Raw genomic sequence first — 16,005 nt, 5'->3', positions numbered from 1 at the left:
CCCCGACGAGCCGCGACCCCGACGGGCCGCGATCCCACGGGTGACACCACGGGACACGGCGCAGGGCCCGGAGCCGCTCCCTGACGGCTCCGGGCCCTGCGTCGTTCTCGTGTCGTCGCCGGTCAGCCCACGAGGTTGAAGTCCTCGTCGAGGACCGTCCCGCGGTGCGGCTTGTAGAGGTCGTACCCGCGCGGGTTGCACTGGAGACCGCCGTTGATGCACTGCTTCACGAGCGCGGCGAGCACGTCCGGCTCCCAGGCGTTGACGAAGTCGTAGTGCCACGACTGGTCCGATCCGCTGGCCAGGCGCACGTCCGACATGTCACCGCTCACGGGCCAGGCGATCTTGAACTCGAGCATGGGCACCGCGACCGGGTGGGTCAGGGGGCACTGCCCCGCGACCGGGTAGGCCATGTGCGTGCCGTGCCCCATGTGCGAGGCCGCGCCGGGCGTCAGGTGCTTGCCGTCCCAGCAGCTCGGCGACTGGTAGCGCAGGTTGAGCTGGCTGCCCGGGTCGCAGTGGTCCGGGATCGACCAGCTCTTGGAGATCTCGCCGCACTCCCAGCCCTCGACCGCGCCCGGGGCCGTCCGGAACGAGTCGACCGTGGCCATCATGTCGCCCGCGACGAACTCCAGACCTGCGGGGAACGGGACGACCTGGGTGTAGTCGTCGATCCCCGACTTGTAGTAGATGGTCATGGGGATGTCCGGAGCGATCGGCGTGTCCCCGCGATACAGCGCGGGGAACCAGTACGACGAGTGGTCCTGGGGGACCGTGCACGTCGAGTCGGTGCTCGCGAACAGCGACGCCGGGGTCGTGAAGGCGTTCGTCGACCGGTTGCCGACGAACGTGTGCAGGTGCGAGGCGCCCGGCTGGCCTGGGAAGACGATGGGGTCGTCGTTCGCGAAGTGCGAGAACGAGCAGTTCGCCTGGAACTCGTGGTGCGTGACCTCGTCGTCGAACCCCGGGGTCTCCGGGACCTCGACCGGCGTGCCGTCGCCGAAGACCTGGAGCTCGAACAGCGAGTAGCCGTAGCCCGTGGCGCGCTCGGTCCCGACGAGCTGGACGTAGCGTCCCGTCGCCTCGACGTCGAGCGACTGGAGCCCGCCCGTGCCGGCCGTGACGGTCACCGCCGTCGACCAGGTCGCGGCGTCGTCGGACACCTGGATCGTGAACGCCGTGCCGTAAGCGGCCTCCCAGTCGAGGACCACCCGGTCGAGCGCGAACGAGCCGCCCAGGTCCACGCGGAACCACTGGTCGTCGCCCGGCGAGCTGGCCCACCGGGTCGACCGGTCGCCGTCGACCGCGAACCGCGGACCGAGCCCGCCGGACTCGGAGCTCGACGCCTCGGTCGCGGCGCCCTGCGAGAGCAGGGTCCCGGGTGCGGCGGTCGCCGGACCGGCCACGCCGAGCGCGACCGCGGACGAGGTGACCAGAGCGGCGACCGCGAGCGACCCGACCAGGGCGCGCGTGCGCCGTCGGGCACGGGGAGCCGGGCGGGACGTGTGTCCCCGCGCGAGGCGGGACGTGGGAACGGTGCGATGCATGCTTCCTCCTGTGACGTCGTCGTCGGGAGGTCGCGCCGGAGCGCGACGCGCCCACCACCGTGCGGTGGCCCCCGGGCGCGGGCCGGGTGGGAGCAGGGGCCGCTGCTCCCACCCGGGGTCTCGTCAGCGCCGGTAGACGCCGAGCTCGAAGAGCGAGTAGCCCCACTCCGTGCCGCGCTCCGTGAGGTTCAGGCGCACGTAGCGCCCGGTCCCCGCGACGTCGAGGTCGTCGACGCCGCCGTTGCCGCCCGTGACGGTCCTGACGGTCGTCCACGTCGAGCCGTCGGTCGAGGTCTGGACCTCGTACGACTTCCCGTAGGCCGCCTCCCACACGAGCTGGAGATGGTCGAACGACTGCACCGAGCCCAGGTCGACCTGGAACCAGGCCGTCGGGCCCCACTGGCTCGCCCAGCGCGTGCCCAGGTCGCCGTCGACCGCGCGGGCGGCCGAGAAGTCGCCGTTCCACGGGTCGAAGCTCGACGCGGTGGCGGTCTTGCCCAGCGCGACGTTCGTGCCCTGGACCGCGGGCGGCACCACGCGCAACGAGCGCGTCTCGACGCCCACGTTGCCCTGACCGTCCTCGGCGAACACGTAGACCTTCCACACGCCCAGGCGCTCGGGCGCGGTGACCGTGAACTTCCCGGGGGCGGTCTGCGTGAGCGCGGTCCACGCGAGCCCGCCCGCCCCGTCGATGTACTTGCTGTTGAAGAAGGCGACGTAGTCGATCGGGTCGCCGTCGGGGTCGGTCGCGGTCAGGTTCAGGTCCACCGAGGACCCGGCCACGACGCTCGTCGAGCCCGGGACGTCCATGCTCAGGATGCGGGGCGGGGTGTTCGTCGCGGTCGTGTCGACGCCCCACGCCTTGGCGATCGAGTAGTAGCCGAGACGCTTGTTGTCGCCCGGGATCACGTTGAACCAGACGCCGCCGAAGTCGCCCTCGGTGCCGTAGTGGAAGAACGTCGCGCCGAGCGCCTTGCCCTCGTGCTCCATGAGGCACTTCCAGGACGAGACGTATGCCGCGCCCTTCTCGATGTCGGTCGGCTCGTCGGGGACGCCGTTGACGTCGTCCGGCACCTCCCACTCGCCGGCCGCGCCGCCCTCGGTCAGCAGGTAGGGCTTGTCGTACCCGCCGGCCTCCCAGTTCTCACGGATGTTGCACACGTCGCCGTACGCGTTGATCGAGAGCAGGTCGAGGTCCGGGGCGTTGGCCTTGAGGTACGGCCAGGCGCCGGCCCAGGCGTCGGTGTTGGTCGTGGGGTGGTTCGCGTCGACCTGGTGGATCGCGAGGCTGACCTCGTTGACGAACGCGGCGTAGGCGTTGCGCTCGGCCTCGAGGACCGCGCCCGAGAAGCAGTTCTGCAGGCCCAGGATGGCCTCGTTCCCGATGTTCCACAGGAGGACGCCCGGGTGGTTCTTGTACGTCTCGACCCAGTGGAGGATGTCGGCCTTGGTCGTGGCCTTGTAGCTGGCGTCGGTCGTGTAGTTGATGCAGCCGCCCGAGCCCGGTCCGCCGCCCGGCAGCAGCCAGAAGCCCATGACCACGCGGACGTCGTGAGCGGCCGCTGAGTCGAGGAGCTGCTTCGTGTCGGCTCCCGTGCCCCACGTGCGGACCGTGTTCGCGCCCATGGCGACGAGCGGACCCATGTAGTGGTCCGCCGAGGCGAACGACGGACCCCAGGTGAAGCCCTTGACCGTGTACGGCCTGCCGTCGACCTGGAGGTCCCAGTCACCGGAGCCGCCCACGACCTTGACCGTGCTCGGGCCGGAGTCCGGCACGGGCACGTTCGGGTGGCCCGGGTTCACATAGTCGGGGTCGGTCGGATCGACAGGGTCGACCGGTCCGGCGCCCGGCGTGCCGAAGACCTTGAGCTCCCACAGGGAGCTCCCGTAGCCCGTGGCGCGCTGCGTCGCGAGGAGCCGGACGTAGCGACCAGCGCCCGAGACGGCGAGCGTCTGGTCACCGCCGGTCGAGCTCTGCGTCGAGTAGACGTCGGTCCAGGTCGTGGCGTCGTCCGAGACCTGGATCTGGTACGCCTTGGCGTGCGCCGACTCCCACTGGAGCTCGACGCGCTCGATCGCCGCACGCTGCTGGAGGTCGACCTGGATCCACTGGGGATCCGACCAGGCGCTGGCCCAGCGGGTGCTGGCGTTCCCGTCGACGGCTGCCGAGGCGGGCGTGTAGTCGGCGTTCTCGACCGAGGACGCCGTGGCGGGCTTGCCCTGGGACAGGAGGGTCGGGGCCGCGTCGGCCGCTCCGACGGGCACGAGGGTCGCCGAGGCGACGAGCAGCGACAGCGCGAGCGCGGTGAGGCTGCGCCGTCTCCTGTGCGGCGGGCGGGCAGGGGTGTGCGGGGGTCTCATGTTCTACCTCTCGGGGGAGACGGGAGCCTGGCCGTCGTCGGCCAGGCTCCGGGAGTCAGTTCTTCGTCGAGCTGGATCCATCTGGGAGAGCGCTCTTACCCGAATTCGGAGTATTCCGACCTTCCTGTGGCCTGTCAAGGGAACGGTTCCCACGTCGGAGGGGCCTGGGTGATTTCCGTCCCTCGGCACGAGGGGTGTCGGCGCGTCGGAATCGTGGGAATCAGAGGGATCGGAGACGGTCTCCACGTCGCACGACGTGGGAAAGCGCTATCCCGCAGGTGCTAGCGTCGCACCGTGACATCTCCTCGTCCTGCCGCCGGTCCGACGCTCGACGACGTCGCGCGCGTCGCCGGAGTCTCGCGCGCGACCGCGTCGCGCGTCATCAACGGCAAGCGCAAGGTCGCGCCCGACCTCCAGGAGCTCGTGCTGAGCGCGGTCGCCGCGACGGGGTACGCCCCGCACCGGGCGGCCCGCACGCTCGTGACCCGCCGGACCGGGAGCGTCGCGCTCGTGATCTCCGGGACGGACCCCGAGACCGACCCTGCGACCGACCCCGGGTCGGGCGGGAGCCGCTACGCGGGTCACGTGTTCGACGACCCGTTCTTCGGGCGCATCGTCGCGGGCATCGTCCGGGCGCTGCGGCCGCACGACGTCCACCCGGTCCTCATGCTGGCCGAGGACGACGCCGCGCGGGCCCAGGTGGTCTCGTACGTGCGTCAGGGAAATGCCGACGGCGTCCTGCACGTCTCGACCCGCGCCGACGACCCGCTGCCCGCCCTCCTGGTCGAGGCCGGACGGCCCGCGGTGCTGTTCGCGCGTCCCGCGACGTCGCTCCCGCTCAGCTTCGTCGACCTGGCCAACCGCGACGGGGGAGCGCTTGCCGCCGAGCACTTCCTGGCCGACGGCAGGACCGCCCTGGCCGCGGTGTCGGGACCGCTCGGGGTGCCCGCGGCGAACGACCGGCTCGCCGGGTTCCGCGACGCGCTCGCGCGGCGAGGGCACGCCTACGTGCCCTCGGTCGAGGGGAACTTCACGATCGAGAGCGGCGACGCCGCGATGCGAGCGCTGCTCGGGCAGGTGCCGGACGTCGACGCGGTCTTCGCCGGGAACGACCTCATGGCCCAGGGAGTGATCGACGTGCTCCGGGAGAGCGGGCGACGGGTCCCCGAGGACGTCGCGGTCATCGGGTTCGACGACACGGCGCTCGCGCAGCGTGCCCGTCCCGCGCTGACGACCGTGCGCCAGCCGGTCGAGGAGATGGCGGGGGAGATGGTCCGGCTCCTGCTCGAACGCATCGAGGACCCGTCGCTCGCGGTCCGCTCGGTCCTGTTCGAGCCGGCGCTCGTGGTGCGCGACTCGGCCTGAGGCGCCGGACCGAGGGAACGGCTGGGCCGACGGTCCGGCCGTCCCAACGACGAGCGTCGCGGGACGACCGGACCGGGCCGATCGGGCCGGGCCGATCGGGCCGAGGCCGGTCGGCCTCGGCCCGTCAGGAGGTCAGCACGTCCTCCCGTCGAACGTCGCGGGCACGACGGTCGTGACCGGCTGCCCTGCCACGGTGCCGGTCGCGGTCACCGAGGTGCTGCCCGCCGCGACCGACGTCGTCCGGGCGTTGAAGGACTGTGCCGCGAGCCTGCCGCCCGCCACCTGGGAGAACGACTTGGTGCCGTAGGGCGTCGCGAGCGCGACGTCGACCGGGGTCCCCTCCTTGTTGGTCGCCGTGACCGCGAGCTGGACCTTGCCCGCCACGCAGCGCGTGACGGCCGAGGCCTGTACGTCGAGAGCCGGTGCGGGGGTCACGTCGACGCCGCCGTAGAAGTCGACGTAGCTCGGGATCGTGTCCGGGCCGTCGGCACGGGGGCCGACGCCGTTGATGACGGCGTCGAAGATGCCCTCGCCGCCGAGCGAGACGACGAGCAGGTGGTGCATCTTGACCCCGGCGACCTGCGGGACCTCGAAGCCGCCGTCGACGACGATCTCGGTCTCCTCGGTGTCGGACGTGAAGTTCGAGTAGGAGCCCAGGCCCCAGGCCTCGTGGTTCTTCACGTCGTCGGCGACCTTGTAGGCGGCCCAGCCGCGGGTGTCGCCGTTCTGCCAGGCCGCCTGGTCCGGGACGTCGTAGGGCAGCTCGTTCTGGTAGAACACGGTCCTGCCCCGCTCGCCGTTCCACAGGGTGTTGTACTTCTGGTAGTGCTCGACGAACAGGCCGTACGCCGAGACGTCGTCCCCGTTGACCACGAACCCGTAGTCGGACGTGTTGAGGTCCCAGCCGATGCCCTCGCCGTGGTCGCCGCGCCACGACCACACGTGGTCGACGATCGTGTCGTCGGCGTGGATGACCATGGCCGCGTCGACCTTGCCCGCGACGGCCCCGCCGACGCGCATGAACACGTCGTGCAGCACGATCGGGTCGTCCGAGTGGTCGGTGTGGACGCCCTCGTCGCCGACGACGAAGAGCGCCGGGGACTCGGTGACCGCGGCGTCGAACAGGATCCCCGCGACCGTGATGCCGTCCTCGTCGGCCACGTGCATGCCGACGCCCCCGTGCTCGGGGATGATCGTCGCGTAGCCCAGGCCCAGGACGACCGTGCCGGGGTCGTCCACCTGGATCGTCTGGTCCACGCGGTAGACGCCGGGGGTCAGGAGCAGGTTCTTGCCCGCGGCCAGGGCTGCGTTGATCTCGGCGGCCGTGTCGCCCTCCTTGGCCACGAAGAAGTCGTCGAGCGGGATCGAGGTGCCGGCCGTGTGGCCGGTCTTCCACGTGGTGCCGGTCGTGCCCTCGCGCAGCTCGGGGACGAACACGGCCCACTCGTCGCCGTCGAGGTAGAGGTACGGCTTCTCACGGACGGCGCCCGTGGTGTCGAGCGTCGTCACCGGGGGCGTCGGCCACGTCGCAGCAGTGGGCAGCGTGCCCTCGACGCCCGAGTAGACCATGTTCCAGACGCCGCCCTTCCACTCGCCGACCGAGCTGTCGCGGGCGTACCACTGCTGCTGCGTCCAGGACTCGACGACGCCGGTCACGTTCGAGTCGGCGATGTAGCCGCCCGAGGACCAGCCGTAGGCCGACGAGTCGAGCTGGAGCCCGCCGTTGACCTGGATGCGGCGGAACGGTGCCGCCTGGGACGTGGCCCAGCGGGCCATGCCGTCGTCGGGGGTGATCGACAGGTTCTCGGCCGAGCGCCAGAAGTTCTGGGTCGCGTTGCCGCCGAACCACTGCGCGTCGACCCAGTCCCCGCCCTTGACGGTCACGTCGGTCGGGTCCTGACCGACGCCCGAGAGCGAGGTGTAGAAGCCGATGCGGGCGTCGACGTCGTACTCGCCGGGCGTGAAGAGGAACTGGTAGCGGCCGGGGCCGAACTGGTCCTGCTCCTGCTGGGCGAACACGGTGTCGATCTGGTGCTGGATCGCCGAGTCCGGCATCGAGGGGTCGAACACGAGGACGTTCGGGCCGAACAGGTCGGTCGTCGGGTCGATCGAGGCACCGGGGGCGAGCACGCGGAACTCGTACATCGAGTAGCCGAACGTCGTGCCGCGGGCGAGGCCCTGCCACCGCACGTACCGGGCGGAGGTCGTGTCGAACGTGACGACGTCGGTCCCGCCGTCCTGGCCTCGCGCCTGGGCGGCCGTCGTCCACGTGGTGCCGTCGGTCGAGACCTGGACGTCGTAGTCCTTGCCGTACGCGCCCTCCCACAGGATGCTCACGCCGCAGACGTCGTTGGCCTCGCCCAGGTCCACCTGGAGCCACTCGTCGTCCTGGCCGGTCCAGGTCGTCGTGTTCAGCACGGAGCCCCAGCGGGTGCTCGTGTTCTGGTCGACCGCCTTGGCCGGGGTCGAGTCGCCCTGCTGGGAGGAAGCCGTCGCGGTCGCGCCCGCGGTCACGTCGGTCAGGCAGGCCGTGGGGCCGTTCGGGTCCGTGGGGTCGACCGGGTCCACCGGGTCGACCGGTCCGCCGGCGGGCTCGCCGAACACGCGGAACTCCCACAGCGAGTAGCCGTAGCCCGTGCCGCGGACGTCGCCGAGCAGGCGGACGTAGCGCCCGGTGCCGTCGACGTCGAGCACGTCGGCGCCCCCGTCGCCGTCGGTCACGGTGCGCACGGTCGTCCAGGTCGAGCCGTCGTCCGAGGTCTGGATGCGGTAGCCCTTGCCGTAGGCGCCCTCCCAGTCGAGCTCGACGCGGTCGATCGAGGCCCGCTGGCCCAGGTCCACCTGGATCCACTGCGGGTCGGTGGCCAGGCTCGACCAGCGGCTGCCGCCGTCGCCGTCGAACGCCTCGCCGGCCTGGTACCCGTTGGGCGACTGTGTCGAGGAGGCCGTCGCGGGCTTGCCCTGGGACAGCAGGGCGGGTCCGTCGGCCGCGGAGGCGGGCACGAGCGGGACGGTGAGGCCTGCGGCCGCGACCGCCAGGGCCAGGGCGGCTCCGGCGCCACGACGGGTGCGTGCTCTCCCGCGGTGCGGGACGGGTGCCGGTGGCGGCACGGTGGGAAGGGGCGAGAAGGGCATCGGTTCTCTCCTAGGTCGTCGTCGACCGCGTCCTGGCTCTACGTCGAGCGGGACGCACGGCGTGAGAGAGCGCTCTCTCACGATGTCGGTCAGTATTCAGGTGAGCGGGACCCTCGTCAAGAGAGCGCTCTCCCAGATGCGTTGCAGGCTCCGCGCGGAGCCCCGTCGCCCGCACCCCAAGCCCCACGCCCGACGGTGAGGCGCCCACCCGGGCCGCGCGCCGCCGTCGGGCACCGCGATGCACCAGGACCCTCGCCCGCGCTGCTAGCCTCGCCCCATGCGTGAGGACGGCCGAGTCTCGACGCCCCCGACGCTCGAGGACGTCGCCCGGGTGGCGGGAGTCTCGCGCGCCACGGTGTCCCGGGTGATCAACCAGCAGCGCCGCGTCGCCCCGGACCTGCGGGCCGTCGTCGAGAAGGCCATCGCCCAGACCGGGTACGTGCCCAACCGGGCGGCCCGCTCGCTCGTCACGGGACGCACCGGGACGGTCGCGGTCGTGATCTCGGGCGTCGACCCCGAGATCGAGGGCAACCAGATGACGGGACAGGTCTTCGCGGACCCGTTCTTCGGGCGGATCGTCGCCGCGTTCGTGCGCGCCCTGCGGCCCCACGACCTGCACCCCGTGCTCATGCTCGCCGAGACCGACGACGCCCGCGCCCAGGTCATGTCCTACCTGCGCCAGGGCAACGCCGACGGTGCGCTGCTCGTCGCCGCGCAGGCCGACGACCCCCTGCCCGGCATGCTCGTCGAGGCCGGCCAGCGCGCGGTCCTGTTCGCCCGCCCCGAGCCCGCGCTGCCCATCAGCTTCGTGGACGTCGCCAACCGCGACGGCGCGCGACTGGCCGCCCGGCACCTCATCGAGCGCGGGTGCGACGAGCTCGCCGTCATCTCCGGCCCGGTCGGCCTGCACGCCGCCGAGGAGCGCCTCGCAGGCTTCCGCGACGAGGTGTCCCGGCACGGTCGCGCGTACGTCCCCGCCGAGCCCGGGGAGTTCACGCTCGAGGGCGGCGAGGCCGCGATGGAACGCCTGCTCGACGCCGTCCCCGGCCTCGACGGCGTGTTCGCCGCGAACGACTACATGGCCCAGGGGGCAGTGCACGCGATCACGGCCCGCGGGCTGCGCGTCCCCGAGGACGTCGCCGTCGTCGGGTTCGACGACAGCTCGATCGCCCCGCTGTGCCGCCCGGCGCTCACCAGCGTGCGGCAGCCCGTCGAGGAGATGGCGGCCGAGATGGCGCGCCTGCTCGTCGGCCAGATCGCGGGCGAGCGGCAGGTGCGGTCGGTCGTGTTCGACCCGACGCTCGTGGTGCGCGACTCGGCCTGAGCACAATCCCGGTGACCGGGCCCGGACCCCGGGTGCAGAATGGCAGCATGCCTCTCGCAACCCGCTACCTCGCCGCCGACGACCGCTACGAGTCCATGACGTACCGGCGATCCGGTCGCAGCGGCCTCGCCCTGCCCGCACTGTCGCTGGGCCTCTGGCACAACTTCGGCGACGTGAACCCGTTCGACAACCAGCGCGCGATCCTGCGCCGGGCGTTCGACCTCGGGATCACGCACTTCGACCTCGCCAACAACTACGGCCCGCCCTACGGCTCGGCCGAGGAGAACTTCGGGCGCCACCTCGCGCGCGACCTGCGGCCCTACCGCGACGAGCTCGTGATCTCGAGCAAGGCCGGGTACGACATGTGGCCCGGCCCCTACGGTGACGGCGGCTCGCGCAAGTACCTGCTGTCCTCGCTCGACCAGTCGCTCGCTCGCATGGGCCTCGACTACGTCGACATCTTCTACTCGCACCGGTTCGACCCCACGGTCCCGCTCGAGGAGACCATGGGTGCGCTCCACACGGCCGTGGTGAGCGGGCGGGCGCTGTACGTCGGCGTCTCCAACTACTCGCCGTCGCAGACCCGCGAGGCCGCGCAGATCCTCGCCGACCTCGGCACGCCGCTGCTCATCCACCAGCCCAGCTACTCGATGTTCAACCGGCACGTCGAGCTGCCCGAGGCCGGGCACGACGACGGCGAGAACCTGCTCGACGTCGTCGAGGACCTCGGCGTCGGCACCATCGTCTTCTCGCCGCTCCAGCAGGGCCTGCTCACGGACCGTTACCTCTCGGGCGAGGTGCCCGCGGACTCGCGCGCCGCCGTCGGGCACTTCCTCAAGCCCACCGCCATCTCCGAGACCTACCTCGAGCGCGCCCGTGCGCTGAACGAGATCGCGGCCGGGCGTGGGCAGTCGCTCGCGCAGCTCGCACTGAGCTGGGTCCTGCGCGACGAGCGCATCACGTCGGCGCTCGTGGGGGCGAGCAGCGTCGCGCAGCTCGAGAACAACGTCGCCGCGCTCGACGCTCCCGCGCTCACGGCCGAGGAGATCGCGGCGATCGAGCCGTTCGCGGTCGACGGCACGACGCGCTGAGCCCACCCGCTCGACCCGGCAGCCGGACCCGAGGTTCGTCGGTCCGCGACGGTACGTCGCCCGACGGACCTCGGTCTCGGTCACCACGCAGCAGAGGACGCCGCGCACGTCGCGGCGTTCAGCTCCAGCGCTGGACCGCGAGCGGCGCGGCCTCCGCGAGCTCGCGGACCACGGGGTGCTCGCTCTCCGCGAGGACCTGCTGCAGCGGGCCGGACTCGACGAACTCGCCGTCGACCAGGAGGTGCGCGGACGACGTCATGCGGTGCACGAGCTCGAGGTCGTGCGACACCAGGAGCACACCCGTGCCGAGGCGCGTGGCCGTCTCCTTGACCCGCCCGGCGATCTCGCCGCGCATGGTCGGGTCGAGCGCCGTGAGCGGCTCGTCGAGGAGCAGCACGTCCGGCCGCGTCGCGAGCGCACGGGCCATGGCCACGCGCTGGCGCTCGCCGCCCGACAGCGTGCGCAGCGGGCGGTCCGCGTACCGGTGCTCGAGGGCGACGAGGTCCAGCAGGTCCTCGATCGACTGCCCCGAGGGGCGCCCGCCCTTGCGTGCGTCGGTCAGCCCGGACTTGAGCACGTGCGTCACGGTGCTCGCGGGGTCGATGCCCGGCAGGCCGTCCTGCGACACGCGCCGCACCGCAGCCTTGAACGTCTTCTTGTCGCGCCGACCGAGGCGCGTCACGGTCCGCCCGCCCCACGTCACGGTCCCGCTCGACGGCTTGACCTCGCCCAGCAGCGCGCTCACGAGCGTCGACTTCCCGACGCCCGACGGGCCGACGATCCCCACGGGCTCCTGCCCCGCCGCGAGCTCGATCGAGACGCCGCGCAGGACGTCCTCGCCGCCGTGCCCGGCCCAGAGGTCGCGCGCCTGCAGGATGTGGCTGGTCGTCATGCCCGGTCCTTCCGAGGGTGGGTCAACCGATACGGGGGCATGGGTGTCCCCGGTGGTCCAACGAACGACGGTACCCGCGTTCTCCCGGTGGGCGGTGCGTCGCGGGTCACACCGTCCACCGGGGGCGCTGCCAGCCGCGACCGGTGCCCCGCGACGCCTCGGGGTGCCCCGGTCAGTCGCTCGTCGTCCACGCCGACGGCGCCGCGACCACGTCCCGCAGCACGGTGCGTGCGCCGCCGATCATGGCCGCGTGCCCCGCGACGAGCGCGGGCCGCAGGTCGAGCTCGGTCCAGGGCGACGCGAGCACGCGGGTCGTGAGCTCGGTCGTCAGGGCCTCGCGCAGGTAGGGCAGCAGGTCGGTGTAGATGCCGCCCAGCAGCACGGTCTCGATGTCGACGAGGTTGACGAAGTTCGCGAGCGCGCGCCCCAGCGCGGTCCCTGCCGAGGTCGCGGCCTCGCGGGCCGACGGCGTGCCCTCCGCGAGCGCGTCGAGGAACGTCTCGACGGGCTCGTCCACGGGGATGCCGGCCGCGCGCAGCATCGCGTCCTTGCCCGCGTACTGCTCGAGGCAGCCCGTGGCCCCGCACAGGCAGCGCGGTCCGTGCGGGTCGACCACGACGTGCCCGATCTCGCCGCTCCAGCCCCGGTTCCCGAGGAAGAGCTCGCGGTCGATCACGATCGCGGAGCCGATGCCCACCTCGCCCGAGACGTAGAGGAACGACGACGGCACGGGGGGAGCGGCGTCGTCGGGCCTGCGGCCCTGCGTGCCCGCGACGAGCTGCGCGAGGCCCGCGAGGTTGGCCTCGTTGGCGATCTCGACGGGCAGGCGGTCGGGCAGGCCGAGCAGCGGCAGGGGCAGGAACGAGGACCAGCCGAGGTTGGGGGCGACCTGGAGGCGGCCCGCGCGGGCGTCGACCAGGCCGGGCAGCGCGAGGCGTGCGCCCGCGACCTGCATGTCCTGGGCCTCGACGTCCTCGACGAGGCGGCGTGCGAGCGCGCCGAGGCGCCCGAGGACCTCGGCGGGGTCGCTGCCGTGGAGGTCGCCCGGCACGACCTCCTGCGCGACGACCTGCCCCGTGAGGTCGAGGACGGTGCCGCCCAGGTAGTCGACGTTGACCTCGAGGCCCAGCCCGACGATGGTCCGCTCGGCGGGCGTGAGGGGGACGGCGGGGCGTCCGGCGCGCAGCGGAGTCACCGGTGGGAGCTCGCGGACGAGGCGGGCCTCGATGAGCTGGTCGACGAGCACGGACACCGTGGCGCGCGTGAGCCCGGTGGCGGCGGCGATGTCGGCGCGCGAGCGGGGGCGTGGCGCGTCGAAGAGCGCCTGGGAGACCAGGGCGAGGTTGTACTCGCGCAGGGTGTGCTGGCGGGCGGCCGTGGGGCGCGCCCGGGTGGGCGTCCTGACGCCGGTCGAGGACTCGTCGCGGTTCACGTCTTGACCTTACCGACAGGACCGCATAAGTTCATCCGTACAACAAATGACGGCCTGCTCGATGACGGAGCCGGCCCATCTCGACGAGGAGACTGTCGTGGCTGACGCGATCGACCAGAACATCAACTTTTCCTTCGGCCTGTGGACCGTGGGCTGGACCGGCCAGGACCAGTTCGGCGGAGCCAGCCGCCCCCACCTCGACCCGGCCGAGTCCGTGCGCAAGCTCGCTGACCTGGGCGCGTGGGGCTTCACGTTCCACGACGACGACGTCGTGCCCTTCGGCTCCGACGACGCGACCCGCGAGCAGCTCCTCGGCGAGGTCAAGAAGGCCGCCGACGAGACCGGCCTGACCATCGAGATGGTCACGACCAACCTCTTCTCCCACCCCGTCTTCAAGGACGGCGGCCTCACCTCGAACGACCGCGGCGTCCGCCGCTACGCGCTGCGCAAGGTCCTGCGCAACGTCGACCTCACCGCGTCGCTCGGCGCCAAGACGTTCGTCATGTGGGGTGGCCGCGAGGGCACCGAGTACGACGGTGCCAAGGACCTCCACTCCGCGCACGAGCGCTACGCCGAGGGCCTCGACCTCACGGCCGCGTACATCAAGGACCAGGGCTACGACATCAAGATCGCGCTCGAGCCCAAGCCCAACGAGCCCCGCGGCGACATCTTCCTCCCGACCATCGGCCACGCCCTCGCGCTCATCGCGAAGCTCGAGCACGGCGACATCGTGGGTCTCAACCCCGAGACGGGCCACGAGCAGATGGCCGGTCTGAACTACACGCACGGCCTCGCGCAGGCGCTGTGGGCCGGCAAGCTCTTCCACATCGACCTCAACGGCCAGCGGTCCATCAAGTTCGACCAGGACCTCGTGTTCGGCCACGGCGACCTGCTCTCCGCGTTCTTCACGGTCGACCTCATCGAGAGCGGCTTCCCCAACGGCGGACCCCGCTACGAGGGCCCCCGCCACTTCGACTACAAGCCCTCGCGCACCGAGAACGAGGTCGGCGTCTGGGACTCGGCCAAGGCCAACATGGAGACCTACTCGATGCTCGCGCGCAAGTCCGCCGAGTACCGGGCCGACCCCGAGGTCCAGGCCGCGTTCAGGCACGCAGGCGTGTTCGAGCTCGGCGAGAGCACCCTGGGTGCGGGCGAGACCGTCGCCGACCTGATCGCGGACCGTGCCGCCTACGAGGAGTTCGACGTCGAGGCCGCCGCCGAGCGTGACTTCGGCTTCGTGCGCCTCAACCAGCTCGCGCTCAAGCACCTGATCGGCTGATGGGCGGCTCTCCCGGGTCGCCCGCCGTCGTCCTCGTCGCAGGGGTCGACTCGTCGACGCAGTCGTGCAAGGTCGTCGTCCGTGACGCGCGCACCGGGGCGTTGGTGCGCTCGGGCTCGGCGTCGCACCCCGACGGCACCGAGGTCTCGCCCGACGCCTGGTGGGCGGCGTTCCGCACCGCGGCCGAGGTCGTGGGCGGGCTCGACGACGTCGCGGCCCTGGCCGTGGGCGGTCAGCAGCACGGCATGGTCGTGCTCGACGCCGACGGCGAGGTGATCCGCCCCGCGCTCCTGTGGAACGACACCCGCTCGGCCGGCGCCGCGCAGGACCTGATCAGTGAGCTCGGCGCCGGGGACCCCGGCGCCGGGGCCAAGGCGTGGGCCGAGGCCGTCGGGTCCGTGCCCGTCGCGTCGCTGACCGTGACCAAGCTGCGCTGGCTGCGCGACGCCGAGCCGCACAACGCGGCACGGGTCGCGGCCGTCGCGCTCCCGCACGACTGGCTGACGTGGCGGATCGCCGGCTACGGGCCGCGGAGCGAGGGCCTCGAGCCCGACCTCGGCGCGCTCGTGACCGACCGGTCCGACGCGTCCGGGACGGGCTACTTCGACGCCTCGGCCGACGGCGGGCGCGGTGCCTACCGCACCGACCTGCTCGAGCTCGCGCTCGGACGGTCGGACGTCGCCCTTCCCCGGGTCCTCGGGCCTGGGGAGTCTGGCGGTGTGGCGGCGGGGACGGCAGCCGGGGCGGGCGTCCCGGACGGGGCCCTGATCGGCCCCGGCGCGGGGGACAACGCGGCCGCGGCCCTGGGCCTCGGCATGCGCGCGGGCGACGTCGCGGTCTCGATCGGGACCTCGGGCGTCGTCTCCGCGATCGCGACGTCCCCCACGGCCGACGCGAGCGGGCTCGTCAACGGCTTCGCCGACGCCACGGGCAACTACCTGCTGCTCGGGGTGACCCTCAACGCGAGCCGCGTCCTCGACGCGACCGCGCGGGTCCTGGGCGTGGACCACGCGGGCCTGTCACGGCTCGCGCTCCAGGCCCCGGCGGGCGCCGACGGCCTCGTGCTCGTCCCCTACCTCGAGGGCGAGCGCACGCCGAACCGGCCGGGCGCCAGCGGCACCCTGCACGGCATGCGTCTCGCGACCATGACGCCCGCGCACCTCGCGCGGGCCGCCGTGGAGGGCATGCTGTGCGGCCTGGCCGACGGGCTCGACGCCCTGCGCGCGCAGGGCGTGCAGGTCGAGCGCCTCCAGCTCATCGGCGGCGGCGCGCAGTCCGAGGCGGTGCGGCGCATCGCACCGCAGGTCCTCGGCCTGCCCGTCACGGTCCCCGAGCCGGGCGAGTACGTGGCCGACGGCGCCGCTCGCCAGGCGGCGTGGGTGCTGTCGGGCGAGGCGGAGGCTCCCCGGTGGGAGACGTCGTCGAGCACGGGGTACGACGCGGACCCGGAGCCCGGGATCCGCGCGGGGTACGCGGCGGTGCGCGACCTGACCTGAGGTCGGGGGTGCTCTCGGCGCACTTCGCGCCGTGGTCCCCGTGACCGCGACGAGGGGCCGCCATTCCTGCGGGAACGGCGGCC

Annotated in this window: 10 protein-coding genes; 5 read left to right on the top strand and 5 right to left on the bottom strand. The window is 72.7% G+C overall.

Going from position 1 to position 16,005, the window contains the following annotated elements:
• Positions 1-122: 122 nt before the first annotated feature.
• Complete coding sequence (locus WFH32_RS16090) at positions 123-1,547, bottom strand: DUF1996 domain-containing protein (RefSeq protein WP_336708318.1); 1,425 nt, start codon at positions 1,545-1,547, stop codon at positions 123-125.
• Positions 1,548-1,670: 123 nt separating this feature from the next.
• Positions 1,671-3,908 carry a discoidin domain-containing protein gene (locus WFH32_RS16085; RefSeq protein WP_336708317.1) on the bottom strand — a complete coding sequence of 746 codons (2,238 nt, stop codon included), beginning with the start codon at positions 3,906-3,908 and terminating at the stop codon, positions 1,671-1,673.
• Between the two features lie 294 nt (positions 3,909-4,202).
• Between WFH32_RS16085 and WFH32_RS16080 the strand changes: the two genes are divergently transcribed.
• Complete coding sequence (locus tag WFH32_RS16080; protein ID WP_336708315.1) at positions 4,203-5,273, top strand: LacI family DNA-binding transcriptional regulator; 1,071 nt, start codon at positions 4,203-4,205, stop codon at positions 5,271-5,273.
• 132 nt (positions 5,274-5,405) lie between these two features.
• Here the strand turns inward: WFH32_RS16080 and WFH32_RS16075 are convergent, their stop codons facing one another.
• Positions 5,406-8,408 (bottom strand): discoidin domain-containing protein, encoded by a 3,003-nt coding sequence (locus tag WFH32_RS16075; protein ID WP_336708313.1) that lies wholly within the window; start codon positions 8,406-8,408, stop codon positions 5,406-5,408.
• A gap of 277 nt (positions 8,409-8,685) precedes the next feature.
• Between WFH32_RS16075 and WFH32_RS16070 the strand changes: the two genes are divergently transcribed.
• Positions 8,686-9,732 (top strand): LacI family DNA-binding transcriptional regulator, encoded by a 1,047-nt coding sequence (locus WFH32_RS16070; protein WP_191796429.1) that lies wholly within the window; start codon positions 8,686-8,688, stop codon positions 9,730-9,732.
• A gap of 47 nt (positions 9,733-9,779) precedes the next feature.
• Positions 9,780-10,823: an L-glyceraldehyde 3-phosphate reductase gene (gene mgrA / locus WFH32_RS16065; RefSeq protein WP_336708311.1), complete on the top strand. Its 1,044-nt coding sequence runs from the start codon at positions 9,780-9,782 to the stop codon at positions 10,821-10,823.
• A 118-nt stretch (positions 10,824-10,941) separates the two neighbouring features.
• On the opposite strand, the gene WFH32_RS16060 is transcribed toward mgrA, so the two are convergent.
• Positions 10,942-11,715: an ABC transporter ATP-binding protein gene (locus tag WFH32_RS16060; protein WP_138825891.1), complete on the bottom strand. Its 774-nt coding sequence runs from the start codon at positions 11,713-11,715 to the stop codon at positions 10,942-10,944.
• A gap of 172 nt (positions 11,716-11,887) precedes the next feature.
• Positions 11,888-13,147, bottom strand: a complete 1,260-nt coding sequence (locus WFH32_RS16055; protein WP_191796428.1) for an ROK family protein — start codon at positions 13,145-13,147, stop codon at positions 11,888-11,890.
• A gap of 61 nt (positions 13,148-13,208) precedes the next feature.
• Here WFH32_RS16055 and xylA point away from each other — a divergent pair, with 61 nt between their 5' ends.
• Together xylA and xylB are read left to right on the top strand one after the other, a co-directional pair.
• Positions 13,209-14,426 (top strand): xylose isomerase, encoded by a 1,218-nt coding sequence (xylA, locus tag WFH32_RS16050; protein ID WP_191796427.1) that lies wholly within the window; start codon positions 13,209-13,211, stop codon positions 14,424-14,426.
• Positions 14,426-15,922 carry a xylulokinase gene (gene xylB, locus WFH32_RS16045; RefSeq protein WP_191796426.1) on the top strand — a complete coding sequence of 499 codons (1,497 nt, stop codon included), beginning with the start codon at positions 14,426-14,428 and terminating at the stop codon, positions 15,920-15,922. The genes xylA and xylB overlap by 1 nt, the downstream gene beginning before the upstream one ends.
• Positions 15,923-16,005 lie beyond the last annotated feature (83 nt).

The sequence above is a fragment of the Oerskovia sp. USHLN155 genome (genome assembly GCF_037145535.1).
In the GTDB taxonomy this organism is placed as follows: Bacteria; Actinomycetota; Actinomycetes; order Actinomycetales; family Cellulomonadaceae; genus Oerskovia; species Oerskovia rustica.
Note: the sequence above shows the minus strand (reverse complement) of the source record. Positions and strands in the feature narration are given on the sequence as shown.

Excerpts from the sequence above, each read along its gene's own strand:
- WFH32_RS16090 (WP_336708318.1), bottom strand. The coding sequence starts at position 1,547 with ATGCATCGCACCGTTCCCACGTCCCGCCTCGCGCGGGGACACACGTCC.
- WFH32_RS16085 (WP_336708317.1), bottom strand. The coding sequence starts at position 3,908 with ATGAGACCCCCGCACACCCCTGCCCGCCCGCCGCACAGGAGACGGCGC.
- WFH32_RS16075 (WP_336708313.1), bottom strand. The coding sequence starts at position 8,408 with ATGCCCTTCTCGCCCCTTCCCACCGTGCCGCCACCGGCACCCGTCCCG.
- WFH32_RS16070 (WP_191796429.1), top strand. The coding sequence starts at position 8,686 with ATGCGTGAGGACGGCCGAGTCTCGACGCCCCCGACGCTCGAGGACGTC.
- mgrA (WP_336708311.1), top strand. The coding sequence starts at position 9,780 with ATGCCTCTCGCAACCCGCTACCTCGCCGCCGACGACCGCTACGAGTCC.
- WFH32_RS16060 (WP_138825891.1), bottom strand. The coding sequence starts at position 11,715 with ATGACGACCAGCCACATCCTGCAGGCGCGCGACCTCTGGGCCGGGCAC.
- xylA (WP_191796427.1), top strand. The coding sequence starts at position 13,209 with ATGACGGAGCCGGCCCATCTCGACGAGGAGACTGTCGTGGCTGACGCG.
- xylB (WP_191796426.1), top strand. The coding sequence starts at position 14,426 with ATGGGCGGCTCTCCCGGGTCGCCCGCCGTCGTCCTCGTCGCAGGGGTC.